The 25,411-nt window shown below is 64.6% G+C and carries 20 protein-coding genes and 1 tRNA gene; 11 read left to right on the forward strand and 10 right to left on the reverse strand.

The window, feature by feature from the left end:
* Positions 1 to 61 precede the first annotated feature (61 nt).
* Together GM909_RS04505 and GM909_RS04510 are read left to right on the forward strand one after the other, a co-directional pair.
* Entirely contained in the window at positions 62 to 1,690 is a 1,629-nt protein-coding gene (locus GM909_RS04505) for a fatty-acid--CoA ligase (protein ID WP_157015017.1), read from the forward strand.
* Positions 1,691 to 1,732: 42 nt separating this feature from the next.
* Positions 1,733 to 2,494, forward strand: coding sequence for a DUF1499 domain-containing protein (locus GM909_RS04510; RefSeq protein ID WP_157015018.1), 762 nt, complete (start codon positions 1,733 to 1,735; stop codon positions 2,492 to 2,494).
* Positions 2,495 to 2,507: 13 nt separating this feature from the next.
* Here the strand turns inward: GM909_RS04510 and GM909_RS04515 are convergent, their stop codons facing one another.
* Complete coding sequence (locus GM909_RS04515; RefSeq protein WP_157015019.1) at positions 2,508 to 3,413, reverse strand: MBL fold metallo-hydrolase; 906 nt, start codon at positions 3,411 to 3,413, stop codon at positions 2,508 to 2,510.
* A 117-nt stretch (positions 3,414 to 3,530) separates the two neighbouring features.
* On the opposite strand from GM909_RS04515, the gene GM909_RS04520 reads away from it, so the two are divergent.
* Together GM909_RS04520 and galE are read left to right on the forward strand one after the other, a co-directional pair.
* Positions 3,531 to 4,139 (forward strand): biotin transporter BioY, encoded by a 609-nt coding sequence (locus GM909_RS04520; RefSeq protein WP_157015020.1) that lies wholly within the window; start codon positions 3,531 to 3,533, stop codon positions 4,137 to 4,139.
* A gap of 103 nt (positions 4,140 to 4,242) precedes the next feature.
* Positions 4,243 to 5,232, forward strand: a complete 990-nt coding sequence (galE, locus tag GM909_RS04525) for a UDP-glucose 4-epimerase GalE (RefSeq protein ID WP_157015021.1) — start codon at positions 4,243 to 4,245, stop codon at positions 5,230 to 5,232.
* A gap of 48 nt (positions 5,233 to 5,280) precedes the next feature.
* Here the strand turns inward: galE and GM909_RS04530 are convergent, their stop codons facing one another.
* Together GM909_RS04530 and GM909_RS04535 are read right to left on the reverse strand one after the other, a co-directional pair.
* A complete protein-coding gene (locus GM909_RS04530; protein WP_157015022.1) occupies positions 5,281 to 6,309 on the reverse strand; it encodes an MraY family glycosyltransferase in 1,029 nt (342 codons plus the stop codon).
* A gap of 167 nt (positions 6,310 to 6,476) precedes the next feature.
* Positions 6,477 to 7,409 (reverse strand): NAD-dependent epimerase/dehydratase family protein, encoded by a 933-nt coding sequence (locus GM909_RS04535; RefSeq protein WP_157015023.1) that lies wholly within the window; start codon positions 7,407 to 7,409, stop codon positions 6,477 to 6,479.
* A gap of 248 nt (positions 7,410 to 7,657) precedes the next feature.
* On the opposite strand from GM909_RS04535, the gene cysD reads away from it, so the two are divergent.
* Genes cysD through GM909_RS04555 form a run of 4 tightly spaced genes read left to right on the forward strand, consistent with a single transcriptional unit; the run spans position 7,658 to position 12,178 of the window.
* A complete protein-coding gene (gene cysD, locus GM909_RS04540; protein ID WP_157015024.1) occupies positions 7,658 to 8,563 on the forward strand; it encodes a sulfate adenylyltransferase subunit CysD in 906 nt (301 codons plus the stop codon).
* Entirely contained in the window at positions 8,563 to 10,470 is a 1,908-nt protein-coding gene (cysN, locus tag GM909_RS04545; RefSeq protein WP_157015025.1) for a sulfate adenylyltransferase subunit CysN, read from the forward strand. The genes cysD and cysN overlap by 1 nt, the downstream gene beginning before the upstream one ends.
* Before the next feature lie 2 nt (positions 10,471 to 10,472).
* A complete protein-coding gene (gene cysQ, locus GM909_RS04550) occupies positions 10,473 to 11,309 on the forward strand; it encodes a 3'(2'),5'-bisphosphate nucleotidase CysQ (RefSeq protein ID WP_235911648.1) in 837 nt (278 codons plus the stop codon).
* A gap of 44 nt (positions 11,310 to 11,353) precedes the next feature.
* Entirely contained in the window at positions 11,354 to 12,178 is an 825-nt protein-coding gene (locus GM909_RS04555) for an alpha/beta fold hydrolase (protein WP_157015026.1), read from the forward strand.
* 44 nt (positions 12,179 to 12,222) lie between these two features.
* Here GM909_RS04555 and GM909_RS04560 read toward each other — a convergent pair whose 3' ends face one another.
* Positions 12,223 to 13,146, reverse strand: a complete 924-nt coding sequence (locus GM909_RS04560) for a carbohydrate kinase family protein (RefSeq protein WP_157015027.1) — start codon at positions 13,144 to 13,146, stop codon at positions 12,223 to 12,225.
* A 265-nt stretch (positions 13,147 to 13,411) separates the two neighbouring features.
* Between GM909_RS04560 and GM909_RS04565 the strand changes: the two genes are divergently transcribed.
* Entirely contained in the window at positions 13,412 to 15,040 is a 1,629-nt protein-coding gene (locus GM909_RS04565; protein ID WP_157015028.1) for an alpha-D-glucose phosphate-specific phosphoglucomutase, read from the forward strand.
* 66 nt (positions 15,041 to 15,106) lie between these two features.
* On the opposite strand, the gene GM909_RS04570 is transcribed toward GM909_RS04565, so the two are convergent.
* Together GM909_RS04570 and GM909_RS04575 are read right to left on the reverse strand one after the other, a co-directional pair.
* Positions 15,107 to 15,295: a hypothetical protein gene (locus GM909_RS04570; protein ID WP_157015029.1), complete on the reverse strand. Its 189-nt coding sequence runs from the start codon at positions 15,293 to 15,295 to the stop codon at positions 15,107 to 15,109.
* A gap of 352 nt (positions 15,296 to 15,647) precedes the next feature.
* Positions 15,648 to 15,724, reverse strand: a tRNA-Pro gene (locus GM909_RS04575).
* Between the two features lie 189 nt (positions 15,725 to 15,913).
* On the opposite strand from GM909_RS04575, the gene GM909_RS04580 reads away from it, so the two are divergent.
* Positions 15,914 to 17,467, forward strand: a complete 1,554-nt coding sequence (locus GM909_RS04580) for a phosphomannomutase/phosphoglucomutase (protein ID WP_157015030.1) — start codon at positions 15,914 to 15,916, stop codon at positions 17,465 to 17,467.
* 101 nt (positions 17,468 to 17,568) lie between these two features.
* Complete coding sequence (locus tag GM909_RS04585; protein WP_157015031.1) at positions 17,569 to 19,815, forward strand: mannose-1-phosphate guanylyltransferase/mannose-6-phosphate isomerase; 2,247 nt, start codon at positions 17,569 to 17,571, stop codon at positions 19,813 to 19,815.
* On the opposite strand, the gene betB is transcribed toward GM909_RS04585, so the two are convergent.
* The 4 genes from betB to betI all read right to left on the reverse strand — a co-directional run bounded on the left by betB (position 19,809) and on the right by betI (position 25,259).
* A complete protein-coding gene (gene betB, locus GM909_RS04590; protein ID WP_157015032.1) occupies positions 19,809 to 21,272 on the reverse strand; it encodes a betaine-aldehyde dehydrogenase in 1,464 nt (487 codons plus the stop codon). The genes GM909_RS04585 and betB overlap by 7 nt on opposite strands.
* 165 nt (positions 21,273 to 21,437) lie before the next feature.
* Positions 21,438 to 23,090, reverse strand: a complete 1,653-nt coding sequence (betA, locus tag GM909_RS04595) for a choline dehydrogenase (RefSeq protein ID WP_157015033.1) — start codon at positions 23,088 to 23,090, stop codon at positions 21,438 to 21,440.
* Positions 23,091 to 23,142: 52 nt separating this feature from the next.
* Entirely contained in the window at positions 23,143 to 24,669 is a 1,527-nt protein-coding gene (betC, locus tag GM909_RS04600) for a choline-sulfatase (protein WP_157015034.1), read from the reverse strand.
* Entirely contained in the window at positions 24,666 to 25,259 is a 594-nt protein-coding gene (gene betI, locus GM909_RS04605) for a transcriptional regulator BetI (RefSeq protein WP_157015035.1), read from the reverse strand. The genes betC and betI overlap by 4 nt, the downstream gene beginning before the upstream one ends.
* Positions 25,260 to 25,411 lie beyond the last annotated feature (152 nt).

Raw genomic sequence — 25,411 nt, forward strand, 5'->3', positions numbered from 1 at the left:
GGTACTGGACATCGGGCGTCCGGCGGACACAATGTGTCAGCCGATAAACGGGAGGAACGACATGCTCGGACTGATGCAGCAATGGCCGCTGCTTTGTCACAAGATCCTGGACCACGCCGCGCGCCAGCACGGCGGTCGCGAGATCGTCTCGCGATCGGTGGAGGGGCCGATCGTCAGAACCACTTATGCACAGCTTCGCCACCGTGCACTGCGCGTCGCGCAACGTCTTGCACGCGACGGGTTCGAACGGGGCGACCGCATCGCCACGCTCGGCTGGAACACCGCGCGCCATATGGAGGCCTGGTACGGGGCAATGGGCATGGGCGGTGTCTACCATACGCTCAATCCGAGGCTTTTCCCCGATCAGATCGGCTGGATCATGAACCACGCCGAGGACAAATGTCTCTTCGTCGATCTCACCTTCATGCCGATCGTCGAGAAGATCGCGCCCAACGTGGCGTCGCTGCAAAAGATCATCGTCATGAGCGATGCGGCCCACATGCCGGACACGGCTCTGCCGAATGTCGTTGCCTACGAGGAATGGCTGGCCGAGGCGGACGGTGACTTCGAATGGTGCGCGCTCGAAGAAAACGAGGCGGCGGGCATGTGCTACACGTCGGGAACCACGGGGGAACCGAAAGGCGTCGTCTACAGCCATCGTTCCAACGTGCTCCACGCCATGATGGCCTGCATGCCCGATGCCATGGGACTGTCGTCGCGCGACGTCGTGCTGCCGGTCGTGCCCATGTTCCACGCCAATGCCTGGGGGCTTGCCCAGAGCGCCCCGATGGCCGGCGCCAAGCTGGTCATGCCCGGCGGCAAGATGGACGGCGCGTCGATCTACGAATTGCTGAACACGGAAAAGGTCAGCTTTACCGCCGCGGTGCCGACCGTGTGGCTCATGCTGCTGCAGCATCTGGAGGAGACCGGCAAGGCGCTGCCCTATCTGCAGCGCGTGGTGATCGGCGGCTCGGCCTGCCCGCGCGCCATGGCCGAGACGTTCGAGAAGAATTATGGCGTCGAGGTCATCCATGCCTGGGGCATGACGGAAATGTCGCCGCTCGGCTCGCTTGCCAGCTTCAAGCCGGACTATGCCGACCTGGAAGGCGAGGCGCGGTTCGACATCAAGCAAAAGCAGGGACATGCGCCGTTCGGCGTCGAGATGAAGGTCACCGACGACGAGAACCGCGAACTGCCCTGGGACGGCAAGACGTTCGGCCGGCTCAAGGTGCGCGGTCCGGCCGTGGCCGCAAGCTATTACGGCGGTGCCGGTGCAGAGCAGTTCGATGACGAAGGCTGGTTCGACACTGGCGACGTGGCGCATATCGATCCGCACGGCTACATGCAGATCACCGATCGCGCCAAGGACGTGATCAAGTCGGGCGGCGAGTGGATCTCGACCATCGACCTGGAAAATCTCGCCGTTGGCCATCCCGACATCGCCGAGGCGGCGGTCATCGGTGTTGCGCACCCGAAATGGGACGAACGGCCGCTTCTCGTTGTGGTCGCAAAGCCGGGCAAAGAGCCTCGCAAGGAGGAAATCCTGGAATACATGTCAGGCAAATGCGCCAAATGGTGGCTGCCCGACGATGTGGCCTTCGTCGAGGAGATTCCCCACACGGCCACCGGCAAGATCCAGAAGACGGCGCTGCGGGATCAGTTTCGCGACTACCGCTTGCCAATGGGGTGAGCGGGCTCGGAATGATGTGAGATTGGCCGGAAAGCAGGGTGGATGGCTTCGATCGTGGCGGCTCGGTTCATCAGGGGCACATCGCGCGCGGCGGTCTGGTCGGTGCGAACGGGCGCGTTCGCGCTGGTGCTGTTCGTTATCAGTGCCGCCGGGCATCGCTTCGGCCTGATCGAGACTCGGCCCTTCCTGGTGGTGCTGAGCATTGTCTGCCTGCTCGGCCTGGCGGCATTCTGCCTCGCGGCTGCCGGCTTCGTCCGCTTGTGGGAGACCGGCGACAGGGCAGGGCGCAACGCACTTGCCGGCGCTGTCATGGCAGCGCTCGTCCTGGCCCCTTTCGGCTACGGAGCCTGGCGCGTCGTGACCTTGCCGCGTATCAGCGATATCAGCACCGACAGCGTCGACCCGCCGGCGCTCGCCGGTCGGCCGGCATCGCCGGATCCGCGCCAGGCGCTGCTCGTCGCCGAGCATTATCCGCAGATCAACGGGCGGCGCTATTCCTTATCGTCCGACGCGGTTGCGCAGGCCGCCTTGCAGCTCATCGCCGAGAGGGGATGGGCGGTTGTTTCGCCCGATGGACCGCAGCCCTCGCGCGGCATTGTCCTCATCACCGTCGAGGCGCGCTCCGCTATCTTCGGCTTCCCGTCGGACGTGGCCCTGCGCATCTCCGACGAGGGCGAGACAAGCTATGTCGATATGCGCTCCGCCTCGCGCTACGGCGCCCACGATCTGGGTGAGAATGCCGCCCGGATCTCACGCTTTCTTGCCGACCTCGACGAGCGCGCAACGCAAATCCCGGTGCAGTGATGCCGGCTGGAGTTCAGGCCAGCGCGTAGCGGGCGTCGAGCGAAACCTCGCCTTCGGTCTTGACGACGCCACGCCCGACGAGATCCTCCAGATGCGCCAGCAGCGACAGGGCCGCCGCGCCGTGCAGGCGCGGGTCCGTGTCGCGATAGATCGCCGCCACCATTTCCGAGATCAGGCTGTCACCGCCCTTCAGACGCTCGATGACGGCACGTTCGCGCATCTTGCGATGCGTCTTCAGTCCGCGCACGAAAGCCTTCGGTTTGACGACCGGGCCGCCATGGCCGGGCAGGTAAAGGCGGTCGTCGCGTTCGAGCAGGCGTTCGAGCGATGTCATGTAGTCCGACATCGCCCCATCGGGCGGGGCGACGATGGACGTTGCCCAGGACATGACATGATCGGCCGAAAACAGGATGCCGGTTCCCTCGAGCGCGAATGCGGCATGGTTCGCCGTATGGCCGGGCGTGTGGACGGCGCGCAGCGACCAGTCATCGCCGTCGACCAGGTCGCCGTCGCCAAGCGCAATGTCGGGCACGAAATCGACATCGGCGCTGGCGTCGAGCGGGTTGGTTTCGCCGATCCGCAAGGGCCGTGCCGGACGGTGCGGGCCTTCGGCGCAGACGAGCGCGCCCGTCGCCGCCTTCAACCGCTGCGCCAGGGGGGAGTGGTCGCGATGGGTATGGCTGACCAGGATGTGGCTGACCGGGCGATCGCCGATCGCGGCCATGAGCGCGGCGAAATGCGCCTCATCCTCGGGCCCGGGGTCGATGACGGCAAGCGTGTCCCGGCCGACGATATAGGAATTGGTGCCGTGGAAGGTGAAGGCGCTCGGATTGTTGACCGTGATGCGCACCACCTTGTCGGCGGCGGGGACCGGCTCGCCATAGGCCGGCTCAAACCGCGTGTCGAACTCCAATGCCATGGGCACAATCCGATCCTTGGCTGTTGATGGCTGAAAACGAGTTGCCGCTTAGCACGGAAGCCAATATACGGGAACCCGATCCGGCGGTCGGCCGGAATGGCATCAGGAGGGTATTACATGGCTTCAGCAACGACGACGATGCGGCCGCTCGTTTCGCTCACTCTGCCGGAAAAGGGCGTTGCCCGCCTTGCCGTTCAGGGCGGGATGGTGGTCGCCGGCACGCTGCTCTTGACCCTGTCGGCAAAGACCAAGGTCGTGCTCGGCCCGGTCGATCTGTCGCTGCAGACATTGGCGATCTTTCTCATCGCGGCAGCCTTCGGCATGCGCATGGCCGTTGCCACGCTGCTTCTCTACATGGCGCAGGGCGCAGCCGGGCTGCCCGTTTTCCAGGGCACGCCGGAAAAGGGCCTCGGCCTGGTCTACATGGCCGGACCGACCGGCGGTTACCTGGCCGGTTTCGTCGTCGCCGCCGCGATCGCCGGATGGGCGGCCGACCGCGGCTGGGACCGCAACCCGTTCAAGTTCTTTGCCGCACTGCTGGTGGCCAGCGCGGCCATTCTCGGCTTCGGATTTGCCTGGCTGGCCGGTCTGATCGGTCCGGAAAAGGCCTGGCAGTTCGGCGTCGCGCCCTTCATCGTTTCGGACCTGATCAAGACGGCGCTCGCCGCCTCGCTGGTGCCGGCGATCTGGGGCTTGATCGGCGCCTGGAGAAAGAAGGACGCCTGAGGCCTAGTCCTCATGTATTGAATAAACCGATACGGCCGGCGGGCTCAGCCCGTCCGGCCGCATTGCCGTTTTTCAGGCCGATTGCCATGCGAGGAACTGCAACATGACGGTTTTGGTGACAGGCGGTGCCGGCTATATCGGCAGTCATATGGTGTGGATGCTGCACGATCACGGCGAGGACGTCGTCGTCATCGACCGGCTGAGCACTGGCTTCGACTGGGCCATACCGGGCGACGTCGAACTGGTGGTCGGCGATATCGGCGATCAGGCGCTGGTCGAGGAGACCATGAGGCGCCGCGGCGTCGACACCGTGATCCATTTCGCGGGATCGATCGTTGTGCCCGAATCGGTCGCCGATCCGCTCGGCTACTATTTCAACAACACCGTCAAATCGCGCGCCCTGATCGAAAGCGCCGTCCGCTGCGGCGTCGGGCAATTCATTTTCTCCTCCACCGCGGCGGTCTATGGCACCCCCGAGCAGACGCCGGTGGTCGAAAATGCGCGCCTGGCGCCTGAATCGCCCTATGGCCGCTCCAAGCTGATGACGGAAGAAATGCTGCGCGACGTGGCGGCCGCCAACGATGCTTTCCGTTACATGGCGCTGCGCTACTTCAACGTGGCCGGCGCCGACCCGCAAAGGCGCACCGGCCAGTCGACCAAGGGCGCGACCCATCTCATCAAGGTCGCCAGCGAGGTGGCGACGGGCAAGCGCCCCTATATGGAAATCTACGGCGACGACTATCCGACGCCCGACGGCACCTGCATCCGCGACTACATCCATGTCACCGATCTCGCGGATGCCCATTTCCAGGCACTGAAATGGCTGCGCGACGGCGGCGAGAGCCTCGTTCTCAACTGCGGCTACGGCAACGGCTTTTCGGTGCGCGAGGTGATCGACGCCGTGGAAGAGGTGGCCGGGACGAAGCTCGACGCCCGCATCGCTCCGCGCCGTCCGGGCGATCCGGTCGCCATTGTCGCCGACGCCGCGCAGGCACGCGAGCGCCTCGGTTGGGCGCCGCAGTACGACGATTTGCGCGAGATCGTTTCCCATGCGCTTGAATGGGAAAACGTCCTCGGCCGCCGCAACAACTGAGGCGATCGTCTCGTCTGCTGTCCTTACGGGGCAGCCGAAGACAGGCCGTTACTTGACGCCGGTCCGCGCCTGGCGCTCGCGCGTTGCCCCGCGCATGACGACGATGAGAAGCGCCGTTGCCCCCAGGCCGGCCGCCACCGCGATGAGATTGACGATAGGATTGCCTCTTGCCAGCGCGATGGCGGCGAGCGCGCCGAGGCAGAGCGATAGTAGCGCAACGCGGCTCGTGACCCAGTATACGCTCCGGCCGCTGCGCCGCGCCAACTGGTAGGCGTGGGCGGAATGCGCCTGCAGCACGTTTTCGCGGCGCGCCAGGCGCAACAGCAGGACCGACGTGCTGTCGGCCAGGAAGAACAGGAAGGGCAGCAGCGCGGCGAGCGGGTTGGCGCAGGCGAGCAGGATGACGACGATGCCTGTCAGATAGCCGGCGCCGAGACTGCCGCTGTCGCCGAGAAAGGTCCCGGCCGGCGGGCGATTTCGCGGCGCAAAGCCGATGACGGCGCCGGCAAGGGCGGCGGCAATGGCGGCGGTCGTCGTGTCGATCAGGCTCAGCATGCCGAGGATGGCGAGTACTGCGTGCGGCACGCCGATGCCGGCCACGACCATGAGGTCGAGCCCGTCCATGAAGTTCGTCAGGTTGATGAACCAGACGAGGACGAATGCCGCGATCGCGCGCTCGACAACGAGGGGCAGTACCCCTGGAAAAATGCGCGCCTCGGGTCCCAGCATGACGACGAACAGGATGGCTGCCGCGACTTGGCAAAGCAGGCGTGGGCCGACGGAGAGGTGCCAGCGGTCGTCGGCGTAGCCGACGGCGAGGAGCAACGCCGTGCCCGCCATTGCAGCCATGATCGGTCCCGGTTCCGTCACCCAGACGAGGCTGAGCGCCATGGCCGCCAGTGCGGCAGGCATCACCGCCAGCCCGCCGATCTGCCGCGCCGGCTGGGTGTGGTTGGACCGGCTGTTGATGCCCGCGGCCAGGAAGTCGGGCGGAAGAATTCTGGCCAGCAGGGCGAGCAGGGCCGCGCTTGCCGCCATGGCAATGACGAGGATGAGCAGGATGGCGATCGCTGACATGGAGACGTTCCTTCAGCCCTTCGCCGGCGGGGCCACCAGGAACCTGGCGATGGAGCGATGCGCTTTGGTCGTGGGAAGGCGTGAGGTCAAGTTCATGCGGGACGCTGCGTTTGAAATATCCGGCTGCCTATCATCGCGGTGGTGCCCCGGCAATCGCGCTTTGCGGCTCATCCCTGCGCCGCCGCGTTGCGCGCGATGCGCTCCAGTCCCGGACGGCTGTCTTCCACAGGGAGCCATCCGGTGGCGGTAAGCGCCGAGGGATCGGCAACGAGCGAGCCGGACAGCCGGCTCCAGATCGCGCCAAGCCCGGCCGTCTTCAATCCGGCCGCCAGCAGCGGGGCGGGCAGGGCGAACAAGCCGGGAGAACGGCCGAGCCCGCGCCTGAAGGCCGTCACGATATCGGCCGTCGACATCGGGGCGGCGTCGCTGACGACATAGGTCGCGCCGTCGGTCTGCGATGCGTCGAGGCTGTGTTCGATCGCGCGCGCGCAGGCATCGATGTCGAGCAGCGATCGCTTTGCCTTCAGTCCGCCGAGCGGCAGCGGCAGGGGCAGGCGCGCCAGCGCGAGGAGTGAGGCGAGGTTCCCCCTGGCACCCTCACCATAGACGAGGGTCGGCCGGAGAATCGTGTAGCGCCTTTCCTCACCATAGATCGCCGCGATGGCGTGCTCGGCGTCGAGCTTGGCGCGGCCGTACTCGTCGATCGGCCGGGGTGAAGTCTCGTTGCCGATGATGTGATCGCTCACGGGTCCGGTGACGGCGCGGATCGACGAAAGGAAGACGAGCTTTCCTTGCACGTTGGTCGCGCAGGCTTGCGCCAGGGCAGTCGTCAGATCGACGATGGCGCTCCGGTAGGCCTCCTTCGCCACGCCGCCCGTATGGGCGATGCCGGCGCAATGGACCACATGCTGCACCCCGGCAAGCAGCGGCTCCCAGCCTTGCGGGCCGTCTTCCGGCGCCGGCGTGGCCACCACATCGCCATAGTCTGCGGGCAGAGCCGAGGGATCGCGAGTCGTCAGCCGCAGGGTATGGCCGCTGCGATGAAAGTGGCGGGTGAGGCTGGTGCCGATGAAGCCGCTGGCGCCGGTAATGAGGATCATGCTGAAGAAGAGGTCCCGTCAATGCGTTGCGCAACACTAGATCGATATCGCCGGCAGGCAAGCCATACCAGGCGAAGAGAAGATTTCCACGGTGGCGTTGCTGCTTGGCAAAACCATCCTTCAGCAGCCTTGACGGCGACAAATTCGATGTTGGCGGTCCAATCGATAGCCGTTAGAACTGCGGCGCTCGTTGCCCTTGCGGGCCCGACGGTCGCGATCCCCAAATGCGGAACCACGAAAGAGCCGTAATGAACGCACCTTTGACGCATCTGCAGCGGCTGGAAGCCGAATCCATCCACATATTCCGCGAAGTTGCCGCGAGCTTCGAGAAGCCGGTGATGCTCTATTCGATCGGCAAGGACTCCTCCGTCATGCTGCACCTGGCGATGAAGGCGTTCTATCCGGCCAAGCCGCCTTTCCCGTTTCTGCATGTCGACACGACGTGGAAGTTCCGCGAGATGATCGCATTTCGCGACCGCATGGCGCGTGAGCTGGGTTTCGATCTGCTCGTTCATATCAACGAGGACGGGGTGCGCGAGGGCGTGGGACCGTTCAGCCACGGCTCCAACACGCATACCCATATCATGAAAACCGTGGCGCTCAGGCAGGCGCTGGACAAGTACGGCTTCGATGCGGCTTTCGGCGGTGCGCGGCGCGACGAGGAGAAATCGCGCGCCAAGGAGCGCGTGTTTTCCTTCCGCAATTCCCAGCACGGCTGGGACCCCAAGAACCAGCGCCCGGAGATGTGGAAGATCTACAACACCCGGGTCTCAAAGGGTGAATCGATCCGCGTCTTCCCACTGTCCAATTGGACCGAGCTCGACATCTGGCAGTACATTCTGCTCGAGAACATCCCGATCGTTCCGCTCTATTTCGCCGAGCGTCGGCCGGTCGTCGACCGCGACGGCATGCTGATCATGGTCGATGACGACAGGATGGAGTTGCGGCCGGACGAGACGGTCGAGGAGAAGTTGGTCCGTTTCCGCACCCTTGGTTGCTATCCGCTGACCGGTGCCATCGAATCGGAAGCCAATACGCTCGAGGGGATCGTGCAGGAAATGCTGATCGCCCGCACCTCGGAGCGCCAGGGCCGCTTGATCGACCGTGACGAAGCGGGTTCCATGGAAAAGAAGAAGCGCGAAGGGTATTTCTGATGCACCAGCCCGTAGCCAAGGAACAGGAAGCGCCCAGCGAACTGGCCGCATTCCTTGCCGAGCAGGAACAGAAGTCGCTCTTGCGTTTCTTGACCTGCGGCTCAGTGGACGACGGCAAGTCCACCCTGATCGGCCGTCTGCTCTACGATACGAAGCTGATTTTCGAAGACCAGCTTGCCACACTGGAATCGGATTCGCGCAAGCACGGCACGACCGGCGAAGACATCGACTTTGCCTTGCTTGTCGACGGATTGGAGGCGGAGCGCGAGCAGGGCATCACCATCGACGTCGCCTATCGCTTCTTCGCGACCTCGAATCGCAAGTTCATCGTTGCCGACACGCCCGGCCACGAGCAGTACACGCGCAACATGGCGACCGGCGCCTCGACGGCTGATCTGGCCGTCGTGCTGGTCGACGCGCGCCAGGGCGTGCTTCGCCAGACGCGGCGCCACACCTTCATCGCCTCGCTGCTCGGCATTCGCCACATCGTTCTTGCCGTCAACAAGATCGATCTGGTGGACCACAGCCAGGAGGTGTTCGAGCGCATCGTTGCCGACTACACCGCCTTCGCCAAAGACCTGGGCTTTGCGACCCTGGTGCCGATCCCGATGTCGGCACGTTACGGCGACAACGTCACGATGCGTTCGGACAACCTGCCCTGGTACAGGGGCGCGACGCTGCTCGAACATCTGGAGACCGTGGAACTCGACGCCGAAATGGGCGAAAAGCCCTTCCGCTTCCCGGTGCAATATGTCAGCCGGCCCAATCTGAACTTCCGCGGCTTCGCCGGCACTGTCGCCTCCGGTTCGATCGCCGCCGGCGACGAAATCGTGGTTGCCAAATCCGGCAAGGCCTCGCGGGTCAAGCGCATCGTCACGGGCGACGGTGATCTGACGCGGGCCGCTGCCGGCCAGGCGGTGACGATCGTGCTGGAAGACGAGGTTGATGTCTCGCGCGGCAACATGCTGGTGACGCCTGACGCACGGCCGCATGTCGCCGACCAGTTTATGGCCAATATCGTCTGGTTCGACGAAAACGCGATGATCCCCGGGCGGTCCTATATCCTGCGTACCGAGACGGATCAGGCCAATGCGACCGTGACCGAACTCAAGCACCGGGTCGACGTCAATACCTTCTCGCAGGAGGCTGCCAAGCATCTCGAACTGAACGAGGTGGGCCTGTGCAATCTGTCGACGCAGTCGCCGATCGCGTTTGACAATTACGGCGAGAACCGCGTCACCGGCGCCTTCGTCCTCATCGACCGGCTGACGAACAGCACCGTCGGCGCCGGCATGATCGTGCATCCGCTGCGCCGCGCCTCGAACGTGCATTGGCAGGCGCTCGACGTCGACAAGAAGGTGCGCGCCGATCTGAAGCACCAGAAGCCGGCCGTCCTCTGGTTCACCGGACTTTCCGGGTCGGGCAAGTCGACGATTGCCAATCTTCTGGAAAAGAAGCTGCATGCGGAAGGCCGCCACACCTATATCCTGGACGGCGACAATGTGCGCCACGGCCTCAACCGCGATCTCGGCTTCACCGACGACGACCGGGTGGAAAACATCCGCCGCGTCGGCGAGGTCGCCAAGCTGATGGTCGATGCCGGCCTCATCGTGCTGGTTTCCTTCATCTCGCCCTTCCGGGCCGAGCGGCGCATGGCGCGCGAACTGATGGAGGAGGGCGAGTTCATCGAGGTCTTCGTCGACACGCCTTTCGAGGAGTGCGCCAAGCGCGATCCCAAGGGGCTCTACGCCAAGGCGCTGAAGGGCGAGATCAAGAACTTCACCGGCGTCGACTCGCCCTACGAAGTGCCCGAGCGGGCCGACATTCATCTCGAGACGGGAGGCAGGAGCGCCGAGGAAATGGCCGACACGCTTGCCGCCTGGCTGCGCGAACGCGGCTATTGCTGAGCATGACGGCGCAACAGGGAGCCGGCGTCGACCATGGCGCCATGCTGGCAGAGTTCGAGCGGCTGGCGCTGGCCGCCGGCCGTGAAATCCTGGCCGTGCGCCAGGCAGGTTTTACGGCCGACACCAAGGCCGACAGTTCCCCGGTGACGGAGGCCGACAGGCGGGCCGAGACGATCATTCTTGACGGCCTGCGCGCGCGCTATCCGCAGATCGCCTGCGTGGCCGAAGAAGAGATGAGCGAGGGGCGCGTGCCGGCCGAGATCGGCGATGCGTTCTTTCTCGTCGATCCGCTCGACGGCACGAAGGAATTCGTCGGCGGCAAGTCCGATTTCACCGTCAACATCGCCTATGTCGTCGACGGAACGCCGGTCGTGGGTGCGGTCTATGCGCCGGCCAGGGGCGCGCTCTATGCCGGACGGCCGGGACATGCCGAGCAGGTTGCCGTGTCGGCCGCGGGCGATCCCGGCGGCAGGCACGCAATGTCGGTGTCGCCCTGCAATGACCCCGTACGCGTCGTTGCCAGCCGTTCGCATCGTACGCCCGAGACCGATTCCTTCATCGCCGAGTGCGGCGAGGCGGAGATCGTGTCGGTCGGCTCGTCGCTCAAATTCTGCCTTCTGGCGGCCGGCGAGGCCGACCTCTATCCGCGCTTCGGCCGCACCATGGAATGGGACACGGCGGCGGGCGATGCCGTGCTGAGGGCGGCCGGCGGGCGCACCTTGCTGCTCGACGGCGCGCCGTTTCGCTACGGCAAGCGCAACCAGGCCGACGATGTCGACTTCGCCAATCCCTACTTCATCGCGCTGGGCGGACTGAAGGACCTGCCGGCACGCCGGTAGATTGCGACGCGCCGTCATCGCCGAAGCAAGCGAGGAAGCGTGCAATGCCGTGGAAACTCGATGAGACGGTCGAAACGTCCGCCGGCGCCGTGGCGGCCGGCCGCGCCGGTGCCGGACCGGCGCTCGTGCTGGCCCATGGCTGGCCGTGGTCGTCCTTTTCCTGGCACCGCATCATCCCCGGCCTCGAGCAGCGGTATCGCGTCCACTGGTACGATATGCCCGGCTATGGCCGCTCGGCCAAGGATGCCGCGCAACGCACCGCGCTCGAGATACAGGGACAGGTGTTCGCCGAGATGCTGGCGCATTGGGGCCTCGAACGGCCGATCGTCGTGGCGCACGATTTCGGCGGCGCGACGACCTTGCGGGCGCATTTGCTGCATGGGTGCGATTACGCGCGCTATGTGTTGATGAACGTGGTGGCGATGCGCCCGTGGGGGTCGGACTTCTTCGATCATGTAGGCCGCCACGTGGACGCCTTTTCCGGCCTGCCGCCGCATATCCACAAGGCGGTGGTGGAAGCCTACATCCAGGGCGCGCTCGTCAACACGATTGCGCCTGACGATTTCAACAAGCTTGTCGAGCCCTGGCTGACGGCGGAGGGAAAGGACAGCTTCTACCGTCAATTCGCCCAGGCCGACGAGAAATACACCGCCGAGGTCGAGCCGCACTATGCCAGCGTGCGCTGCCCGACCCGGATATTGTGGGGTGAGGACGATCCCTGGATACCGCTCGAGCGGGGCCGGGCGCTCCATGCGGCGATGCCGCAGGCCTCGTTCGAGACGATGCCGGGCCTTGGCCACCTGCCGCAGTTGGAAGGTCCCGATGTTGTTCTGGACCGCCTTGACGCATTCCTTTCGCCCGCCGGCTGAAACGGGGTTGCCTGACGACGACGGCCGTGGCGCGGCCGCCCGGCCTACTCCAGTTCCCCCCGCCAGGGCGGGTTGGCGCCGGCGCGCGACACGGTGACGCCGGCCACCTTGGCGCCGAAGGCGAGGGCGGTCGACAAGTGCTTGGCATCGATTCTCGCCAGGGCTGACTTGTCGAGAAGGTTCTGCTCTTTGAGTGCCGCGAGAATGCCGGCGTTGAACGTGTCGCCGGCCCCAACCGTATCGACAAGCTTGACGATTTCGGCGGGGACCGAGACTTCGATGTCGCGCGTCATGGCAATTGCGCCTTGCGCCCCGCGTGTCACCAGGACGATGCGCGCCCCGTCGGCGAGATATTCGCGCGCGGCCGCCTCGATGTCGTCGCCGCCCTTGAGCCAGCGCAAGTCCTCGTCGGAAAACTTCACGATGTCCGACATGGCCGCCATGCGGCGGATGCGTGCCTTGTGGGCTTGCGCATCGGCGATGAAGCCGGGGCGGATATTGGGGTCGAGCATGATGATGCGATTTTCGTGCTCGCGCGCCATCAGTGTTTCGTAGGTCGAGCCGCAGGGCTCGGAAATCAGGCTGATGGCGCCGAAATGCAGCGCCTCGACGGTATCATCGAGTGCCGGCAGATCGCGTTCCTCGAGCATCCGCCCGGCGGTGTTCTCGTCGTAGAAGACGTAGCTCGCCTGGCCTTCCACGAGCCGCACGAAGGCGAGCGTGGTCGGCCTGTCGGCAAAGTGGACATGCGCCAGGCCGACACCACTGGCCTTGAGGGCATTGCGCAATATCTCGCCGAAATGGTCGTTCGACAGGCCGGAGAAAAAGCCGGTCTCGATGCCCAGGCGACCGAGCGCGATGGCCGTGTTGAAGACGGCGCCGCCGACATGGGGCAGGTAACATGTCTCGTCGTCTTCGCCATGATGTGGCAGCATGTCGATGAGCGCTTCCCCGCAGCACAGGATCATCGCGATTTCCTCTCTATGTCCGCTCCAGCGGCAAGCGTGCCGTAAAACCGCCGCACCTGGCGGCAAACTGCGCGTCACCTACAATGCGAATTGTGAGTTCGCACTTCATCGTTTCCGAGGGGCTCGGCGGGGCAGTGGCCCACTGTCACGCCGATTACCGATTTTTCGGGTTAAATTCCATTGGTCATTTTGCCGTGGCGGTCAGACGTTGAAGGCGATGACGGGCGGCAAGGCAAACCAGAAGCGCGCAGCGAGCAGGAGATCCATGATCAAGGAAATCACCACCCGTCCCTTTGACGATCAGAAGCCGGGCACGTCGGGCCTACGCAAGAAGGTGCCCGTCTTCCAGCAGCCGAGCTATGTCGAGAATTTCATCCAGTCGATCTTCGACAGCATCGAGGGGCGGGCAGGCCAGACCCTGATCATCGGCGGCGACGGGCGCTTCTTCAATCGCGAGGTGGTTCAAACGGCGATCAAGATGGCGACGGCGAACGGGTTCGGCCGGCTGCTTGTCGGACGCGGTGGTCTGCTTTCCACCCCCGCAGCCTCGAACCTCATTCGCAAGAGCGGCGCTATCGGCGGGCTCATCCTGTCGGCGAGCCACAATCCGGGCGGACCGAAGGAGGATTTCGGCATCAAGTTCAATGCCGCCAATGGCGGGCCGGCGCCCGAGCGTATCACCGACGCGATCTTCCGGCGCTCGCGCGAAATCAGCGCCTATCGCATTTGCGAGACCGACGACGTCGATCTCGAGACGACGGGGCATTTGACTCTCGGCGAAACGGCCATCGAGATCGTCGATCCGGTCGCCGACTATGCCGAACTGATGGAAAGCCTGTTCGATTTCGATGCCATCCGCGCGATGGTCGAGGGCGGCTTCCGCATGGTTTTCGACGCCATGCACGCCGTCACCGGGCCCTATGCGCGGGAGATCTTCGAAAACCGCCTGGGCGCGCCAGCCGGCACGGTGCTCAATGGCGAGCCGCTGGCCGATTTCGGCGGCCATCATCCCGATCCGAACCTCGTCCATGCCCGCGATCTTTATGAGTTGATGATGGGTCCGGACGCGCCGGATTTCGGCGCCGCCTCGGATGGCGACGGCGACCGCAATCTCATCATCGGCAAGGGCATCTATGTCGCGCCGTCGGATTCGCTGGCCGTGCTGGCGGCGAATGCGCATCTGGCGCCGGCCTATCGCGGCGGGCTGAAGGGCATAGCGCGCTCCATGCCGACGAGCGCGGCCGCCGACAGGGTGGCCGAACGGCTCGCCATCCCGTCGTTCGAAACGCCGACGGGCTGGAAATATTTCGGCAATCTGCTCGATGCCGACATGGCCACGATCTGCGGCGAGGAAAGCGCGGGGACGGGCTCCAATCACGTGCGCGAGAAGGACGGCATCTGGGCCGTTCTCCTGTGGCTCAACATCCTTGCCGCGCGGCGTGAGAGCGTGCGTGCGGTCGTCGAGGGCCATTGGGCCGAATATGGCCGCAACTACTATGCGCGCCACGATTACGAGGGGTTGGAGACGGCGGTGGCCGAACGTCTTGTCGGTGGCTTGCGCGAACGTCTTTCATCCCTGCCGGGCACGCGCGTCGGACCCTATGCGGTCACGGCGGCGGATGATTTCGCCTACAAGGATCCCGTCGACGGCTCGCTGAGCGAGCATCAGGGCATCCGCATCCTCTTCGAGGGCGGCTCGCGCATCGTCTTTCGCCTGTCGGGCACCGGCACGACCGGGGCGACCCTGCGGGTCTATCTGGAGCGCTATGAGGCCGATCGCGCACGCATCGGCCTGGAAACCGGCGACGCCCTGTCAGAACTGGTCGCTGCGGCCGACGAACTGGCCGCGATCAAGGCGCTGACCGGGCGCGACCGGCCGAGCGTCGTCACCTGACGCACTGACGCTTCGCCGGCGCGTCCGGCAGGTTACGGCGCCCGTCTGCTGGCGGGCGCCATCTATTCAGCGATGGTGGACCCGTTGCGGGAAGTCCAGGACGTTCCCTTTCGATTCGCTGTGCTCGGCCGTCGTTACGGCGTCGATCAGAAGATGAAGAGCCTCCCGGATACGCTGGCTCGTCTTATCGCTGCCTGACAACTGGTAATGCGCGCATTCCAGGAGTTCACGGGTCGCTGCGAAGTTGCTTTTCATGTGCGCCGATCCTGATACCGGCCCCCACGGTCTGATCCTGGCTCCAGAACTCTGACAAATCGCAAAAATTGTCGGTGCAATTTGAATCGAATCCCGTCGGCCCGCCTCGGCTGGACCTGCGGCTTGGATCGTCCTGCCCGGGCCTATGCCGTTTGTCGGACATGCACCGCCGAACGGCGGACCGGCACGGACCAAATCGACGATTGCGCGGCCGGGACGTTGGTTTAGAGTTTTCGAGGAAGGGGTTGCGGTGTCCTTGGCGTGGCAAGGATTCATGTGGCCGGAAGGCCCTCGGACGTGCAGTGGGGGAAAGAAATGCGGAAAGGGCGGAATGCCGAACCGAGATCAATTCTGGTCGGAGTGGCAGGATTTGAACCTGCGACCCCCTCGTCCCGAACGAGGTGCGCTACCAGGCTGCGCTACACTCCGCAATACCAGTCCGGCGGTCTATAGCGTTGCTGTTTCGATCCTGCAAGCGGTCAAATCCGCTCATGGCGAAACTTTCGCAAATTTCCCGTGTCCGGGACTTCCGTTTGCATTTCGACCGCAAGCCGCATCATAAGGATCATGCCGATGGACGTCCCCACCCAATGCCGGCCGGGACCGGACGCCTCGGGCATGAGGAAGCCTGATGAGCGGAAGGACCGCACAGTGACCAGAAAGCCCCGCGCCGAGATTGCGCCGAACAGCTTCGAATTCGAGACCGAGCCGCTGATAAAGCCGACCGGATTTCGCGAATATGATGCGCGCTGGTGGTTCGGCTATCCCGGCTCCGACAAGCAGCCGGAACTCAACCTGATCGGCGTCCAGGCGCTCGGCATGGGCCTTGGAACGCTGATCCGGCGGATGGGCGTCGGCCCCGATATCGTCACCGGACATGATTTCCGCTCCTATTCTCTGTCGATCAAGCTGGCGCTGGTCTCGGGCCTGATGGCGGTGGGCGCCCGGGTCAAGGATATCGGCCTGGCTCTCTCGCCCATGGCCTATTTCGCCCAATTCGCGCTCGACGTGCCCTCGGTCGCAATGGTGACGGCCTCGCACAACGAGAACGGCTGGACCGGCATCAAGATGGGCGCGGCGCGCCCGCTCACCTTCGGCCCTGACGAGATGAGCGCCTTGAAGCAAATCGTGCTCGAAGGAGACTTCGATCTCGGCGGCGGCGGCAACTATCAGTTCGTCGAGGATTTCCGTGCCCGCTATCTCGACGATCTCACCGCCGGTGTCGGGCTGAAGCGCAAGATCAAGGTGGTCGCGGCCTGCGGCAACGGCACGGCCGGCGCATTCGCGCCCGAAATGCTGGAGCGCATCGGCTGCGAGGTCGTGCCGCTCGACGCTGGGCTCGATCACAGCTTCCCGCGCTACAATCCCAATCCCGAAGACATGGCGATGCTGCACGCGATCCGCGACAAGGTGCTGGAGACGGGCGCCGATATCGGGCTCGGCTTCGACGGCGACGGCGACCGGTGTGGCGTGGTCGACAATGAGGGCCGCGAGATCTTCGCCGACAAGGTGGGCGTGATGCTGGCGCGCGACATGTCGGCCGAGCATCCCGGCGCCCGCTTCGTCGTCGACGTGAAGTCGACCGGCCTTTTCCTCACCGATCCGGTGCTGCAAGCCAATGGCGCCGAGACGGATTACTGGAAGACCGGCCACTCCTATCTCAAGCGGCGCGTCCAGGAACTGGATGCCCTGGCGGGTTTCGAGAAATCCGGCCATTTCTTCCTCAATCCGCCCTATGGCCGTGGCTATGACGACGGCCTTGTGACGGCGATCGCGGTTTGCCGCATGCTCGAGCGCAACCCGGAAAAGAGCATGGCCGATCTCTATCGCGACCTGCCGCTGACATACGGTTCGCCGACCATGTCGCCGCATTGCGACGACGAGGCGAAATACCGGGTCGTCGAGGAGATCGTGCGCACATTCGAAGCCATGGCGGGGCAGGGGGCACCGTTTGCCGGCCAGAAGATCATCGATCTGGTGACGGTCAACGGCGTGCGGGTGACAGTCGACGACGGCACATGGGGGCTGATCCGTGCGTCCTCGAACAAGCCGGAACTGGTCGTCGTGGTCGAGAGCCCGGTCTCCGAAGAACGCAAGCGCGCAATGTTCGACGCGCTCAACGCCGTGCTGGCCGGGCATGGGGAAGTCGGCGAATACAATCAGACCATATAGCGGCACACACTTTCGGGGCGGAACGCGTTTAGGATTTGAGACGGATGGATGCAATTCCTGATATTGTCGAGCCGAAGGATCGGAACGGAGCGGGAAGGGTCATGACACAGCGCATCGTCAGCTTCGTCATGAGCGGCGGCGTCGGATCGCGGCTGTGGCCGCTGTCGCGTGAAGACAACCCGAAGCAGTTCCACGACCTCGCCGGCGACGGTTCGATGCTGGTCAAGACGCTGCGCCGGCTGAAGGCCGGCGGCGAAGGGCAGTGGCCGGTCTATCTGATTGCCTCGGAGCGTCATTCCGAACGCGTGCGCGCCGATATCGGGCCGATCGATCTGGCCGGCGGGGTGCCGATCTTCGAGCCGGTCGGGCGCAACACGGCCGCCGCCGTCGCCGTCGCGGCACTGGAAACGCTCAAGAACCATGGCGACGAGCTGGTGCTGGTCGTGCCGTCCGACCATGAAATCTCGACCGACCGCGATTTCTGGCGCAGCGTCGAGGCCGGCGCGGACGCGGCTTCTGCCGGGCGCATCGTCGTTTTCGGCATCAAGCCGACGCATCCCGAAACCGGCTATGGCTATATCGAGGCCGAAACAGGCGCGGATGGCGAGGATGTGCGTCCCGTGCGGCGCTTCGTCGAAAAACCCGACCTGGCGACGGCCGAAGCGTATCTCAAGTCCGGCGACTTCTTCTGGAACACCGGCATTTTCCTCTTCCGCGCCGGCGCGATGCGCGAGGCTTTTCTCAAGCACCAGCCCGACATCTGGAAGAAGGCCGAAGCCGCCATCGAAGTCGCCACGCGCGATCTTTCGGGCACATACCTGCCGCCGGAACACTATCAGGACATCCAGTCGACCTCGGTCGACTATGCCATCATGGAGCATGTCGCCGACATCGCCATGGTGCCGGCCGGCTTTCGCTGGAACGATCTGGGATCGTGGCAGTCGCTGCTCGATGTGTCGGCGTCCGACGAGAACGGCAATGTCGTCGTCGGCGATGTGGTCGCCATCGATACCGAACATTCATACCTGAGAAGCCAGGGCCGGCTTCTTTCTGTCATCGGCATGAAGGATGTGGCGATCGTTGCGACGGCGGATGCCACCTTCGTCGCTCCGGTGGCCGAGAGCCAGAACGTCAAGAAGATCGTCGAGCAGCTCGAAAAGAGCGGGCGCCTGGAAACCAGGTTCACGCCGTCGCACGACCGCGTGCTGGCGACCGGCGCGCATCGCAGGCGGGTCGAGCACTGGCTGTTCGACGAGACGCTGCCGCTGTGGTCGAAGGCCGGTGTCGACGAGATGCATGGCGGCTTTTACGAGGCGCTGAGTTTTGATGCTCAGCCGCTGATGAAGCCGAAGCGCATGCGCACCATGGCGCGCCAGGTCTACGCTTTCGCCGTCGCCAAATCGCGCGGATGGAACGGCACGGCGGACCGGCTGATCGCTCACGGTATCGACTTCATGGCGCGCCACGGACGCACCGAGCGTGGCGGCTGGGTGCGCACCATGACCGTCGACGGCACGGTGCTCGATCCGGTCGAGGACGCCTATGACCACGCCTGCGTGCTGTTGGCGCTGGCCCATGCCCACAAGGCCGGCAATGGTGACGCGATGCGCCTGGGAGAAGAGACGTTCGCCTTTCTCGACGAGCATCTGGAGGACGAAAGGCTGACGGGCTTCCTGGAGACCTCCGAAGGCTCCGGCCTCAGGCGCTCCAATCCGCATATGCACCTGCTGGAGGCGTTTCTCGCCTGGCACGATGTGACCGGGGAGCGGGCCCATCTGAGGCGCGCCTCGCGCATCATCGACCTCTTCCGCAACTGCTTCTTCGATGCCGACAGCTGGACGCTCGGTGAATATTTCAACGACGACTGGACGCCCGCTAAGGGCGACCAGGGGGTGTGGACCGAGCCCGGACACCATTTCGAATGGGCCTCGCTGCTGGTCGATTTCGCTGCGAGAAGCGGCCAGAGCGACCTGATCCGCTTCGCCCGCAAGCTCTACGCCTCGGCTGTCGCCAACGGCCTCAACCGTGCGACCGAGCTTGCCTATGGCGCGGTGTCGCGCCAGGGCGTGCCGCTCGATCTCATTTCGCGCTCATGGCCCCAATGCGAGGTGATCAAGGCGGCGATCGCACTTGACGGCCAGGACGGGCCGGACCTGAAACCGGAGATCGAGGCGCGCGTCGGCCGGCTCTTCCGCTGGCATATCGACCCGGCGCCGACCGGCCTGTGGATCGACCGCATCGACGACAAGGGCCGCTCGGTGGCCGCCGACGTGCCGGCCAGCATCTTCTACCACATGGTCTGTGCGCTCATGCAGTATCTCGACGCGACGGAAGGGGCGGATCAATAGGGGCTGTCGACGTCGCCCGTCTCGACATAGACCGTCTTGAGCTGCGAGTAGTGGTCGAGCGCGGCGAGCGCGTTTTCCCGTCCCATGCCCGACTGCTTGACGCCGCCGAAGGGGACTTCGACCGGCGTCAGGTTATAGGCATTGATCCAGCAGGTGCCAGCCTGCAGCTCGGCGATCACGCGGTGCGCGCGCGGCAGGTCACGGGTGAACACGCCGGCCGCAAGCCCGAATTCGGTGTCGTTGGCGCGCGCGATCACCTCGTCCTCCCCGGAAAAGGGCAGAACGCTCATCACCGGGCCGAAAATCTCCTCGCGGGCGATACGCATGTCGTCCTTGACGTCGCTGAAGACGGTCGGCTCGACATAGTAGCCGCTTTCCATCCCTTGCAGGCGGGGAACGCCGCCGCCGTAGAGCAGCGTGGCGCCTTCCTGCTTGCCGATCTCGATATAGTCGAGCACCTTTTCGTGCTGTGCATTGTTGATCAGCGGGCCCATCTGGGTCTCCGGATCGAGCGGGTCGCCGATGCGGATCGTCTTGGTGCGCTCGACCAGCCGGTCGAGGAATCGTTGGCGAATGCCGTCCTGCACGAAGACGCGGGTGCCGTTGGAGCAGATCTGGCCGGTCGAATAGAAATTGGCCAGCATGGCGCCGCCGACGGCGTTCTCGATGTCGGCATCGTCGAAGACGATCAGCGGCGACTTGCCGCCCAACTCCATCGTGGCATGTTTCATCTGAGATCCGGCGAGCGCCAGGACCTTCTTGCCGGTCGGCACGGAGCCGGTCAGCGAAACCTTGGCGACGACCGGATGGCCGGTGAGCGCGGCACCGACATCGCCATATCCCTGGACGACGTTGAACAGCCCGTCGGGCAGGCCCGCCTCGGTGTAGATTTCGGCCAGCGCCAGCGCCGATAGCGGCGTGTTCTCCGACGCCTTGAAGACCATGGCGTTGCCCATCGCGAGGGCCGGGGCCGACTTCCAGCCGGCGATCTGGATCGGGTAGTTCCAGGCGCCGATGCCGACGCACACGCCAAGCGGCTCGCGCCGCGTATAGGCGAAGGGGCCGCCGAGATCGACATAATCGCCATGCACGGTCGCCACCGCGCCGCCGAAATATTCGAGTGCCTCGGCCGCCGAGGCCGGGTCGGCGACCAGCGTCTCCTGGATCGCCTTGCCCGTGTCGAGCGTCTCGAGCCGCGCCAGCTCATCATTGCGCTCGCGCAACAGGTCGGAAGCGCGCCTGAGAATGCGGCCGCGCTCCACCGGTCTCAGCCGCGCCCATGTGCCTTGCGCGGCGCGGGCGGCTTCGACGGCCAGTTCGACGATGTTTGGCGTGGCGGCATGCAGCCTGGCAATGACCTCGCCGGTCGCCGGATAGACGACCTCGAGCGGCGCACCGCCTTCGTCCTCGACGAAGCGACCGTTGATGTAGTGGGAGGCTTTGGGTTGGTCTTTCATAGATGCAGTCCTTAATCGCCGGAGGCTTGGAACGCCCCCTCCACCATGCTTCGCATGGTCCCCCTCCCCCGTAAACGGGGGAGGATCAAGCGGCGCACCTGGTTCCTCCCCTGCGAAGCGGGAGAGGGGAACCGCCGAAGGCGGTGGAGGGGGCGGATGGCAGGTTCACCGGTCGCTTTCGCGCCAGCGCGGATTGATCCACGGCTCCTGGTTCGACGGCGCGAGCGGCGTCTTTCCCAGTATGTGATCGGCCGCCTTCTCGCCGGTCATGATCGAGGGGCCGTTGAGATTGCCGTTGGTGATACGCGGGAAGATCGAGGAGTCGGCGACGCGCAGGCCCTCGATGCCGATCACGCGGCATTCGGGATCGACGACGCTCATCGGATCGCTTGCCTCGCCCATGCGGCATGTGCCGCAGGGATGATAGGCGCTTTCGGCATGATCGCGGATGAAGGCGTCGAGCGCCTCGTCACTCTCGACATCGCCGCCCGGCGACAGTTCCTTGCCGCGATAGTCGTCGAAAGCGGCCTGGCCGAAGATCTCGCGGGTCAGCCGGATGCAATGGCGGAAATCGGCCCAGTCGTCGGGATGCGACATGTAGTTGAAGCGGATGACGGGCTTTTCGGACGGGTCGGACGAGCGCAGTGTCACCGCGCCGCGCGATTTCGAGCGCATCGGCCCGACATGGGCCTGGAAGCCATGCGAGTTGGCCGCCGACTTGCCGTCATAGCGGATCGCGGCCGGCAGGAAATGATATTGTATGTCGGGATATTCGACGCCTGCCTTCGAGCGCACGAAGGCGGCTGCCTCGAAATGGTTTGTGGCGCCGAGCCCGGTCTTGAAGAGAAGCCATTCGAGGCCGATCAGGGCCTTGGAAATCGGGTTGAGCACCGAATAGAGCGTGATCGGCTTGGTGGCCTCCTGCTGGATGTAGAGTTCGAGATGATCCTGCAGGTTCTGGCCGACGCCCGGCCGGTCGGCGACGACCTCGATGCCGTGCTCGCGCAGATGCGCCGCCGGTCCGATCCCCGACAGCATCAGGAGTTTAGGCGAGTTGATCGAGGAGGCGGCCACGATCACCTCGCGGTGCGCCTTGACGACCTCGGCCGTCCCGCGCTTTTCGATCTCGACGCCGACGGCGCGCCCATTGTCGATCACGATCTTTCGGGCAAGACCGTTGACGAGCGTCACGTTCTTGCGCTTGAGCGCCGGGCGCAGATAGGCATTGGCCGTCGACCAACGCCGTCCGTTGTGAATGGTCTGCTCCATGGGCCCGAAGCCTTCCTGCTTGGAGCCGTTATAGTCCTGGGTGACTTCGAAGCCGGCCTCGCGGCCTGCCTCGGCGAAAGCCTTGTAGAGCGGGTTCTTCAGCGAGCCGCGCTGCACGTGCAGCGGGCCGTCCGTGCCGCGCCAGCCGGCCTCGCCGCCATGCGCGTGCTCCATGCGCTTGAAATAGGGCAGCACGTCGGCATAGCTCCAGCCGGACGCGCCGGATTCGGCCCAGTGGTCGAAGTCGCGCGCATGGCCGCGCACATAGACCATGCCGTTGATCGAGGAGGAGCCGCCCAGAACCTTGCCGCGCGGGGTGGCCAGCACGCGCCCGCCGAGATGCGGTTCGGGTTCGCTGGCGTAGCCCCAGTCGTAGCGGCTCATATTCATCGGAAAGGAGAGCGCCGACGGCATCTGGATGAAGGGGCCGATATCGGTACCGCCATATTCGATGACGATCACGCTGTGCTTTCCATCCTCGGAAAGCCGGTAGGCGAGGGCGGAGCCGGCGGAACCGGATCCGACGATGACATAATCGGCTTCAAGCATTTGTGACATGCCTCATAAATCGGCGCGCGGATTCATGCCGCGCACTCCGGTGTTATTCCCCGCGCGGGAAGCGCTTGTTTTCTTCCAGCACTTTCAGGTCCATGTGGTTGCGCATGTAGCGTTCCGAAGCCTGTTGCAGCGGCTGGAAATCCCAAGGGTAGTAGGCGCCGTTCCTGAGCGCCGGATAGACCACCCAACGCCGCGCCTGGCTTTCGCGCACCGCCGCGTCGAAGGCGCCCATGTCCCAGCGCCCGCGCATCATGGCGGTGAAGCGGGCGAGCGTGTCGGCATGGGCCGGGTCGGCGGCCAGATTTGTCAACTCGTTGGGATCGGAATCGAGATCGAAGAGCTGCGGCGGGTCGATCTCGCAATGGACGAACTTGTAGCGACCGTCGCGGATGGCGACGAGCGGTGCGTAGGATCCTTCTGCGGCATATTCCATCAGCACCGGCGCCGTTCGTGTTTCACCGTTCATCTGCGGCACGAGCGACTGCCCGTCCGTCCACGGCATGATGGCTGAAAGATCGATACCTGCGAGGTCGCACAGCGTCGGCAGGATATCGAGATTGGAGACGGGCGTATCGACGAGGCCGGACGCGATGCCCTTGCCGGCAACCATCAGCGGCACGCGCGCCGAACCTTCCAGGAAGCTCATCTTGAACCACAGGCCGCGCTCGCCGAGCATGTCGCCATGATCGGAGCAGAACAGGATGATCGTGTCGTCGAGCATGCGCGTGCGCTCGAGCGTGTCGATCAGCTCGCCCACCTTGTCGTCGAGATAGGAGATATTGGCGAAGTAGCCGCGCCGCGCCCGGCGGACATTCTCCGGCTTGATGTCGAAGGCGGTGTAGTCGTTTGCGAGATAGAGACGCTTTGAGTGCGGGTCCTGGTCTTCGAAGGCGACGGCCGGGATTTCGGGCTCCAGCGCCGGGCAATCCTCGTAGAGGTCCCAATATTTGCGCCGTGCAACATAGGGATCGTGCGGGTGGGTGAAGGATACGGTCAGACACCAGGGCCGGCTCTCGGCATCGTCAGACGCGCGCGCATGGTCATAGAGCTTCTGGACGGCGTGGAAGCAGACTTCGTCGTCATACTCCATCTGATTGGAAATCTCGGCCACGCCGGCGCCGGTGACCGAGCCGAGATTGTGATACCACCAGTCGATGCGCTCGCCGGGCTTGCGGTAGTCCGGGGTCCAGCCGAAATCGGCCGGATAGACGTCCGTGGTCAGGCGCTCCTCGAATCCGTGCAACTGGTCAGGGCCGACGAAATGCATCTTGCCCGACAGGCAGGTCGCGTAGCCGGCGGCGCGCAGATGATGGGCATAGGTTGGGATTGACGAGGCGAACTCGGCCGCGTTGTCGTAGACGTCGGTGCGCGAGGGCAATTGCCCGCTCATGAAGGAGGCGCGGCCCGGCGCGCAGAGCGGCGAGGCGGTATAGTTGTTGGCGAAACGGACCGATCGCGCGGCCAGCGCCTTCAGGTGCGGGGTGTGCAGAAAATCGGCCGGCCCGTCGGGAAACAGCGTGCCGTTGAGCTGGTCGACCATGATGATGAGGATGTTGGGACGTCTCGTCATTGCTGCTCCCCCGATTGCTTGAGTTTGGTTTCCAGATAATCCTCGACCAGTGCCACGGCGCTCGCGGGGTTGGGTGGGCCTTCCTTCAGCGCGCGGCGGATATAGAGCCCGTCGATGAGGGCGGCGATGCCCTCGGCCGTGCGCACGGCCTCGCCGCGCGGCATAAGCTGCGTCAGCGCGCTCAAGAGGTTGGAGTGCAGCCGGTGCGCGTAGATGCGCAGAAGGCGCCGAAGCGCCGCCGATCGCTGCGCCTCGACATAGAAGGCGAGCCAGGCGGCAATGATCTCGGCGCGAAACTGCGCATCGGAAAAACTGACCGCGATGACGGCTGAAACGCGTGCCCTGGACGAGCCTGCCGCGGCCAGAGCCTTGCGGCAATCCGCACCGAGTTCGGTCAGGATATGGCGCATCGTGGCGTGCAGGAGATCGTCCTTGGCGCCGAAATAATGATGAGCCAGCGCCGAGGACACGCCCGCCAGGCGCGCGATCTCCGACATTGTGACGTCGAGCGAGCCGCGTTCGCCGATGGCGGCGATCGCGGCGTTGATGAGCGCCTTGCGGCGCAATGGCTCCATTCCGACCTTGGGCATGCTCTCGATATAATGTTGATTGATGCATCAATCAATAAAAATCGAAATCCCCACGCGGCCGATTTTTATGTGCCCGCGACCGGGCTGCCGGCATTTGCTGCGGCATCTTGCATTCCAATGGCCTTTAGATATGTTCATTCTTGAACAATATG

This window comes from Mesorhizobium xinjiangense, from assembly GCF_009749525.1.
Taxonomy (GTDB): Bacteria; Pseudomonadota; Alphaproteobacteria; order Rhizobiales; family Rhizobiaceae; genus Mangrovimarina; species Mangrovimarina xinjiangensis.

Coding starts and splice junctions, on each gene's coding strand:
- GM909_RS04505 (WP_157015017.1), top strand. CDS start 62: ATGCTCGGACTGATGCAGCAATGGCCGCTGCTTTGTCACAAGATCCTG.
- GM909_RS04510 (WP_157015018.1), top strand. CDS start 1,733: ATGGCTTCGATCGTGGCGGCTCGGTTCATCAGGGGCACATCGCGCGCG.
- GM909_RS04515 (WP_157015019.1), bottom strand. CDS start 3,413: ATGGCATTGGAGTTCGACACGCGGTTTGAGCCGGCCTATGGCGAGCCG.
- GM909_RS04520 (WP_157015020.1), top strand. CDS start 3,531: ATGGCTTCAGCAACGACGACGATGCGGCCGCTCGTTTCGCTCACTCTG.
- galE (WP_157015021.1), top strand. CDS start 4,243: ATGACGGTTTTGGTGACAGGCGGTGCCGGCTATATCGGCAGTCATATG.
- GM909_RS04530 (WP_157015022.1), bottom strand. CDS start 6,309: ATGTCAGCGATCGCCATCCTGCTCATCCTCGTCATTGCCATGGCGGCA.
- GM909_RS04535 (WP_157015023.1), bottom strand. CDS start 7,409: ATGATCCTCATTACCGGCGCCAGCGGCTTCATCGGCACCAGCCTCACC.
- cysD (WP_157015024.1), top strand. CDS start 7,658: ATGAACGCACCTTTGACGCATCTGCAGCGGCTGGAAGCCGAATCCATC.
- cysN (WP_157015025.1), top strand. CDS start 8,563: ATGCACCAGCCCGTAGCCAAGGAACAGGAAGCGCCCAGCGAACTGGCC.
- cysQ (WP_235911648.1), top strand. CDS start 10,473: ATGACGGCGCAACAGGGAGCCGGCGTCGACCATGGCGCCATGCTGGCA.
- GM909_RS04555 (WP_157015026.1), top strand. CDS start 11,354: ATGCCGTGGAAACTCGATGAGACGGTCGAAACGTCCGCCGGCGCCGTG.
- GM909_RS04560 (WP_157015027.1), bottom strand. CDS start 13,146: ATGATCCTGTGCTGCGGGGAAGCGCTCATCGACATGCTGCCACATCAT.
- GM909_RS04565 (WP_157015028.1), top strand. CDS start 13,412: ATGATCAAGGAAATCACCACCCGTCCCTTTGACGATCAGAAGCCGGGC.
- GM909_RS04570 (WP_157015029.1), bottom strand. CDS start 15,295: ATGAAAAGCAACTTCGCAGCGACCCGTGAACTCCTGGAATGCGCGCAT.
- GM909_RS04580 (WP_157015030.1), top strand. CDS start 15,914: ATGAGGAAGCCTGATGAGCGGAAGGACCGCACAGTGACCAGAAAGCCC.
- GM909_RS04585 (WP_157015031.1), top strand. CDS start 17,569: ATGACACAGCGCATCGTCAGCTTCGTCATGAGCGGCGGCGTCGGATCG.
- betB (WP_157015032.1), bottom strand. CDS start 21,272: ATGAAAGACCAACCCAAAGCCTCCCACTACATCAACGGTCGCTTCGTC.
- betA (WP_157015033.1), bottom strand. CDS start 23,090: ATGCTTGAAGCCGATTATGTCATCGTCGGATCCGGTTCCGCCGGCTCC.
- betC (WP_157015034.1), bottom strand. CDS start 24,669: ATGACGAGACGTCCCAACATCCTCATCATCATGGTCGACCAGCTCAAC.
- betI (WP_157015035.1), bottom strand. CDS start 25,259: ATGCCCAAGGTCGGAATGGAGCCATTGCGCCGCAAGGCGCTCATCAAC.